This is a genomic window from Streptomyces sp. NPDC051940, assembly GCF_040680895.1.
Lineage (GTDB): Bacteria > Actinomycetota > Actinomycetes > Streptomycetales > Streptomycetaceae > Streptomyces.
In genome coordinates this window covers 1-7193 of the sequence record NZ_JBFAXR010000221.1, presented here as the reverse complement: position 1 = coordinate 7193, position 7193 = coordinate 1, and the positions used below count along the sequence as shown (strand labels likewise).

The 7193-nt window shown below is 73.9% G+C and carries 4 protein-coding genes; all 4 read right to left on the bottom strand.

Annotated elements, in window-relative coordinates; genetic code table 11:
- Nucleotides 1-120 precede the first annotated feature (120 nt).
- On the bottom strand, nt 121-2052 hold the full coding sequence (locus AB0M28_RS39155) for an alkaline phosphatase family protein (protein ID WP_365415393.1): 1932 nt from the start codon (nt 2050-2052) through the stop codon (nt 121-123).
- Nucleotides 2053-2084: 32 nt separating this feature from the next.
- Nucleotides 2085-3767, bottom strand: coding sequence for a histidinol-phosphatase (locus AB0M28_RS39150; RefSeq protein WP_365415391.1), 1683 nt, complete (start codon nt 3765-3767; stop codon nt 2085-2087).
- Between the two features lie 10 nt (nt 3768-3777).
- Nucleotides 3778-5664: a LamG-like jellyroll fold domain-containing protein gene (locus AB0M28_RS39145; protein ID WP_365415390.1), complete on the bottom strand. Its 1887-nt coding sequence runs from the start codon at nt 5662-5664 to the stop codon at nt 3778-3780.
- A 169-nt stretch (nt 5665-5833) separates the two neighbouring features.
- Nucleotides 5834-7102: an alpha-L-fucosidase gene (locus AB0M28_RS39140; protein WP_365415388.1), complete on the bottom strand. Its 1269-nt coding sequence runs from the start codon at nt 7100-7102 to the stop codon at nt 5834-5836.
- Between the last annotated feature and the right edge of the window lie 91 nt (nt 7103-7193).

Genomic DNA, 7193 nt, shown 5'->3' with positions numbered 1-7193 from the left:
GGCCGTACAGGACGCGATGACCGGCGAGGGGCTGTCGTTCACCGGGGGCGACGAGTTCGGCAACCGGGTGCTGCTGCGCTTCGTGCGGCCGGGCGCCGGCCCCCTCTTCGGCGTTCGCGGTCAGCCCGTGACGCTCGGCTGCCCGTTCTCGACGTGGCCCATGAGCCGCCGGTGGTACGCCGGCAGGTCCTCGGCGGTGACCGCCAGGTCGTACCAGCCGTGCGCGTCGGCCGCCGCGTACACCACGTTCGCCGTCTCACCCGGGCGCAGCGGGACCCGCCGGGAGGGCGCCTGCTGGGCGTACGCGAGGGCGTGGACGTGCAGGGTGCGGGCGGTGTCCCCGGTGTTCGTCAGGGTCAGCCGCAGCTCCCGGGTGACCGGGTCGGCCTGCGACGCCACCTCGGCGCCGTCGCCCGCCGCACCGGCGAACTCGCGCCGGAAGCCGTTCGGCCCGGTGATCGTGAAGCGGTACTCGTCCCGCACCGGGAAGGTCCAGCCGCCGGCCACGTCCACGTCCTGGTGCTGCGGTACGGCGAACTCCCCCGCGTACGGGTAGAGCGCGAAGTGCGCGCTGCGGGAGCCGGAGTTCTCCAGCACCACCTGGGCCCAGCCGTCCGCCACGGTCGCCCGCACCTCCGGCCGGTACGGCAGCGGGCGGGCGGGGCGCGTGCCCGGCGGCGGCGGGACGGCGGGGCCGCCCGCGAAGTCGAACGCCGACGTCAGGTCGCCGGTGACCCGGCGGCGCCAGGCGGAGACGTTCGGGTCGCGCACGCCCGTCCAGCGCTCCAGGAAGCGGTTGACGGACGTGTGGTCGAAGAGTTCGGAGCACACGTGCCCGCCCGCGGACCACGGCGACACGACGACCATGGGCACCCGCATGCCCAGCCCGGTGGGCTGGCCCTGCCACCACTCCCCCGGTTCGTCCGGCGGCGGCACCGGCGGCGGGACGTGGTCGAACAGGCCGTCGTTCTCGTCGTACGTCAGCAGGAAGACGGTGTGCCGCCACACCTCGGGGTGCGCGCCGAGGGCGTCCAGCAGCCCGTACAGGGCACTCGCCCCGGCCTGCGGCGACGACACGTTGGGGTGCTCGGACTGGTCGGCCGGGAGCACGACGTACGACACCTCCGCCAGCCGGCCCTCCGCGACGTCCTTGGCGAAGGCGTCGGTGAGCGTGCCGGTGGGCAGGCGGCGCAGGCCGCGCTCGAAGAGGCTCCGCTCCGCCGGGCGCAGGCGCGCGACGCCCTCCTCCAGCAGCCCGAGCAGCCGCTCCCGTTCGGCCGGGTCGGCCGTCTCCCGTACGGCGGCGTAGAAGGACTCCATGTACGTGTGCCCGCCGGTCGCGGCCAGCGCCTTGCGGGCGACGGCCTTGAAGACGGCGAAGAACTCCACCTGGTTGTCGGTGTAGTTCTCCCACTCGCTGTACGTCCGCCAGGTCCGCCCCGCGCGCTCCAGCAGCTCCGCGTAGGCGGGCCAGGCATAGCCCGGGTGGACGTCCTCCTCGTACGCGTCGTTGTCCACGGCGCGGCGCCCGTCCGGCTCCCCGGCGGAGACGCTCGACCAGAGGTAGTTGCGGTTCGGGCTGGTCGAGCTGTGGATGGAGGCGTGGTACGCGTCGCAGACCGTGAAGGTCTCGGCGAGCGCGAAGTGCAGCGGGATGTCGGCGCGGTCGAGGTGCGCCATCGTCGCCGCGGTCTTCGCCGGCACCCAGCGGTCCATCCAGCCGCCGTGCCACGCCTCCTGGGCGGTCTCCCAGCCGTGGTCGAGTTCGTGGAAGGTCGCCAGGTCCGCCGACCCCGCGGCGTCCCGCGCGAGGAACGGGCGCACGGTCCGCTCCCCGTCGGTCTGCTCGTAGACCAGGGCGCGCGACGGCAGCTGGACGGCGTTGCGGTCGGCGAGGCCGCGTACGCCGGGCAGCGTGCCGAAGTAGTGGTCGAACGAGCGGTTCTCCTGCATCAGGATCACCACGTGCCGGACCGCCTCGAGACCGCCGGGCGGCGGCCCTTCGGCGAGCGCGGCGCGCAGGGTCCGCGGGAGGGCGTCGGGGGTGTTCATGTCGCGGGTTCTCTTCTCTTGTTCCCGGTCCGTCAGCCGGCCACGTCCACGAAGACGGGGTTCGTATAGAACCACGTGTCGATCCACGGGTCACCGTTGCCGGGCTCGTGCGCGATCGGGCCGTACGGGTCGATGTCCGCGCCCAGATAGCCGGCGCCGCCGCGGTTGCCGTCGCTGCCGCGCAGCCGGACGTAGAACGGCTCGTCGCCCGCCACGACGGGGATCCGCAGGGTGTACGTGCCGGTGCGGCCGGTCACGTCCGCCGTGTGCGCGACCCGGGTGTCGGGGGCGCGCCAGGAGTCGCGGTCGGCGGCCGGGCCGCGTACGGCGCCGCGGATCACGTCGACGTGGGCGAGCTGCGGCAGGATGCCGTGCGGGTTGACGCGGGAGGCGGTGGTGACGGTGACGGCCAGCTCCAGCTTCTCGCCGGGGCGCACCGTCAGCCGGCCGCCGAGGGTGGCGCCCGCGCCGGTGGCGTCGGCGCGCCTCAGGCGGACGTCGATGCCGTCCAGGAGGTGGCCGTGGTCGACCCACACCCGGCCGGCGCGCAGCCCGGACATCACCGAGCGGTAGCCGAAGCGGGTGACGCCGACGTGGGTGCGGCTGAACTGGCCGGGCCAGAAGTCGCCGCCGGGCTGCGGTTCGTCGGTGTCGACCGGGTCGGGGATGCGGCCGGTGTTGTCGAAGTTCGCGCCGGGCGCCCAGTCGCCGTTCTTCCAGGTGTCGAAGACGACGCGGTGGACGTCGGAGTTGGAGGTGATGGTGAAGAGCCCGCCCTCGGAGAGCATCGCGTCCCACATGCCGCCGACGGTGGCGGTCACCCAGTCGAAGCCGCCGTAGGTGACGTAGGCGTCGCGCGGGTAGCCGGGCCAGGAGTTGTCGGAGGGGGCGTTCTCGTACTCGCCGCGCATGGAGTTCGGCCCGCGCCAGCCGGGGATGCCGCCGCCCTGGGCGCCGGGGGCGCCCTCCATGCCGATGACGATGCCGGGGGCGGCGTCGCGCCAGTTGCGCAGCTCGTGCGGGGAGTCGATGCCCAGGCGCATCGGGTGGTTGGCGAGGACCAGGACGTCGTCGACGAAGCCGGTGCGCTTCTGCTCGGCCAGCCACTGGAGCGCCTTCACCGCGTGCGCCTCGTTGCGCGGGGTGTCGGGGTGGGTGGGGCCGCCCTTGTCGTAGCCGAGCAGCTTGCCGTCGTACGCCAGCTCGAACCGGGTGAGCAGGTCGACCTCGTTGGGGCCGGGGGCGGAGAAGACGGTGCAGTGCTCGGCGGCGGGGATGTACCACTCCAGGCCCTGGAAGATCAGCTGGCGCGGGTTCTCGGCCCGGGCCTTCAGGATCTCCTGGTGCTCCAGCTGGGCGCCGTAGCGCGCGTGGCCGAAGTTGGAGTGTTCGTTGAAGACCATCCAGTCCAGGCCGTAGCGGGCGCCGGCCTGGGCGAGCTGGCTGAAGGTGTACTTGGCGTCGTGGCTGTAGACCGAGTGGATGTGGTGGTCGCCCACCAGCCAGGCCAGCTCGGGGTCGCCGCCGCCGGTCTGCGGGGCGCGCTCGTCGGCGTACGCGGCCGGGGCGGCGGCGGAGCCGAGGGCGAAGGCGGCGCCGAACAGCCCGGCGCGGCGCAGCAGTCCGCGGCGGGACAGGCCCTGCGCGCTGAGCGCGGACGCGGGGACCTCGGGGTCGGCCCAGACGGGCAGCTTGCGGTCGTCGTGCGTGGGCATGCGGGTGCTCCTAGCGGTTCATGAACGCGGACACGGGCAGCGGGCCGTCGGTGATCCGTACGTCGCCGAGGTGGCCCTGGAAGACCTGGTCGACGGCGCCCCCGTACTCGTAGCCGCCGAGCAGCCAGGACAGGCCGAGCGTGGTGAGGCCGCGGGCGGGGGCGGTGGGGTTGGCGGCGACTGGGCAGCCCTCGACGTACATCACGGTGCGGGTGCCGTCGTTGACGACGGCGAGGTGCCACCAGGTGTCGAGGGGTGTCTCGTGGCTCCAGTTGGTGCTGATGCCCTGCTGGTCGAGGGGGCGGACGGCCCACTGGGCCTCGCGGTCGTTGGAGATCGACAGGGTGGCGAGCGGCTCGTCCGGGTCGCCGTCCGCCTTGCCCGCGGCGCCGCCGGTGCCGCGCCGGCCGAGCAGCGCCGACCAGGCGTTGCGGGAGGGGTCCCAGTCGGTGGGGAGCCGGTAGAACGCCTCGACGGTGTAGCCGTCGCGGAGGTCGGCCGCGTTGAGCGGCGCCCCGTCGACGGTACGCAGATAGGCGCCCTGCAGCGGCGGCTTGGAGCCGTCGAAGCGGAGGCTGCCGTGCGCGGGCTGGTCGGGGTGGTGGGCGGCGGAGTACGTGAGGGCGCGGGCGGAGCTGCCGGGGACGGTGACCTTGACGAGGTCGTTGCCGCGGCCGGTCAGGTCCTTCACGCGGGCGGTGTCGGGAACGGCGGTCCCGTCCCGGCCGCCGTCGAAGCGCCAGTACGCCAGGGTGGCCGCGGTGACCAGCTCGGCGGCGGGGCGCGCCGGCCGGGCGGGGACGGGGGCGAAGCCCGCGAAGCGCGCGGCGAAGTCGAGGGGGACGCTGAACCGGTCGTCGGGGCCGGTGAGTTCGATCTCCTGGCGCTCCAGCGCGTTCAGCCCCTCGCCCGCCCGGCCGAGGATCCACGGCGAGACGGTCTCCACGTCGATGGTGTCGCGGGCGAGGTCGAAGCGGTAGAGGCGGATCATCGCGGAGCCGCCGTAGTAGCGGTTCTGGTAGTTGGTCAGATGCAGGTGGACATCGTTGTCGGCGTGGTTCCTGCGGACCGTCCGGGCGGTGGGCCAGAAGTGGCCGTTGAGGGTGAGGAAGATCTGGTCGTGGCCGGCTATCAGCTCGTCCCAGAGCCGCTGCCCGTACTCCGACAGCTCGCCGCTGCCCGGGTCCTTCTCGCCCGGCGCGAGCAGCTCGTGGGTGGTGAGGATGACGGGGGCCTCGGGATGGTCGGCGAGGACCTTGCGGGCCCAGGCGAAACCGGCGTCCGACAGCCGCCAGTCCAGGGCGAGGAGCAGCCACTCGCGCCCGCCGGCACGGAACAGGTGGAAGGTGTTGTAGCCGTCCGGGGAGGCGCCGCCGAAGGTCGGGAGCCTGCCGGCGCGCTCGGGGCCGAAGGTCGCCAGGTAGGGGGTGGGGCCGCGCTGGTCGTCGGTGCGGGAGCGCACGTCGTGGTTGCCGGCGAGCATGCTGTAGCCGGCGCCCGCCTCGTCGAGCAGGCCGAACGCCTGGCCCGCGGCGGCGAATTCGGCCTCGGTGCCGTTCTGGGTGATGTCGCCGAGGTGGCAGAGGAAGACGATGTTCTCGTCGCGCTGGTGGTCCAGCAGATAGCGCAGCGACGCCTCCACCGGCTCGCGGTGGAGGCTGGGCCCGTCGAGCAGGTGCTGGGTGTCGGGCATGACGGCGAGGGTGAAGCGGGAGCTGTCGGGGTCGGGCCGCCACCCCGCCGCTGCGCTCCCGGCCGCGGCCGCGGGCTGTGCGGCGGCGGTGCCGATGCCCCCGATCGCGGTGGCGGCGCCGGCGAGGGCGGTGGCGCGCAGGAAGGCGCGGCGGCCGGCGGCGGCCTGCGGGGCCTCCTGGCCGGCGGCGTGGGACGTGCACATGGGTCACTCCGGGGGTTGGGTGGGGCGGTGCAGTCGGGCGTGCGGGCGCTGGTCGTTCGGGGCGTGCAGTCGGACGTGAGTGCGCGGGGGGGTCGGGAAGCGGGGGCGTGCAGTCGGACGGTAGGTGCGCCGGTCGTACGGGGAGTGGGTGCCGGATGAACGCCGGCGGTCAGAACCGCCCCGCGCCCCGGTACAGGTCCAGCTCGCCGTCCAGCTCGACGGCGAGGACCGTCGCGTACTCGTCCAGATCGGCGCCGGCGGGCGGGTCGATCCACAGCACGCCGGGCACCTCGTGCAGCCCGCCGACGACCTGGTGGCCGAGTTCCGTGCCCGTACCGAGGACGCTGACCCGGCGGACCGGGGTGCGCAGTCCGCGGACGCCGACGGGGCCGCGGGGGATGTCGAAGACCGTGAGGTCGAGGGTGCGGCCGTCCGCGGACAGGGTGCTGGGCCCGTAGTGGTGGCCGGCGGGCAGACCGCGGACCGTGCCGTACACGGCGTCGGCGTGCCGGGCGATCCAGGCGCCGATGCCCTCCAGCCGCTCCACCTGCTCGGCGGGGATGGTGCCGTCCTCCTTCGGGCCGACGGACAGCAGCAGGTTGCCCCCGCCGCCGATGGTCTCGGCGAAGTAGCGCACCAGCTGGGCGGTCGACTTGTAGTTGTGGTCGTGGTGCCGGTAGCCCCACGAGTCGTTGAAGGTCAGGCACAGCTCCCAGGGGCCGGGCGGCGGTTCGATTGGCACGCCCTGCTCGGGCGTGGCGTAGTCGCCCTCGCTGAGCATGCGGGCGTTGAGCACGCAGTCCGGGACCTCGGAGCGGATCAGCGCGGCGAGGTCCTTGATCCGCCACTGCTCCTCGGTGCGCTCCCACTCGCCGTCGAACCAGAGCAGGTCGGGCCGGTAGCGGGTGGTCAGCTCGCGGACCTGGGCGTCGCGGTAGGCGAGGTAGCGGGCCCAGGCGGCAAGGTCCTCGCGCTCCTTGGGCACCTCGGCGTACGGGTTGTCGGGGAACTCCGGCGGGCGGCCCTCGTAGCGGGTGGAGGGGTAGTCGGGGTGGTTCCAGTCGTTGTGGGCGTAGTACAGCCCGACCTTGATGCCGCGCCCGCGCATCGCGTCCGCGTACGGGCCGACGAGATCGCGGCCGGCGGGGGTGTGCGCGGCGACGTTCAGGTCGCCCTCGGCGGTGTCCCACAGGGAGACGCCGTCGTGGTGGCGGGAGGTGAGGACGGCGTACCGGGCCCCGGCCCGGGCGAAGAGGTCCGCCCACGCCCCGGGGTCGTAGCTCCGGGCGGTGAAGCGGTCCAGCTGGGCCATGTACGTCGCGTGCGGCACGTCCCCCTCGAAGAACGACCAGGACTCCTGGACGCCGTCGACGGCGTAGACGCCCCAGTGGACGAAGATGCCGAACTTGGCGTCGGGGAACCAGGGCTGCATGGCCATGAAGGGGCTGCTCCAGGGGGTTCGGGGTCCCCCCGCGCCGACCTCCGGACGAAAGGTCTCCCCGTGGCCAGCCTCACCACCACCGCAGCCC

Coding starts and splice junctions, on each gene's coding strand:
- AB0M28_RS39145 (WP_365415390.1), bottom strand. CDS start 5,664: ATGTGCACGTCCCACGCCGCCGGCCAGGAGGCCCCGCAGGCCGCCGCC.
- AB0M28_RS39155 (WP_365415393.1), bottom strand. CDS start 2,052: ATGAACACCCCCGACGCCCTCCCGCGGACCCTGCGCGCCGCGCTCGCC.
- AB0M28_RS39140 (WP_365415388.1), bottom strand. CDS start 7,102: ATGGCCATGCAGCCCTGGTTCCCCGACGCCAAGTTCGGCATCTTCGTC.
- AB0M28_RS39150 (WP_365415391.1), bottom strand. CDS start 3,767: ATGCCCACGCACGACGACCGCAAGCTGCCCGTCTGGGCCGACCCCGAG.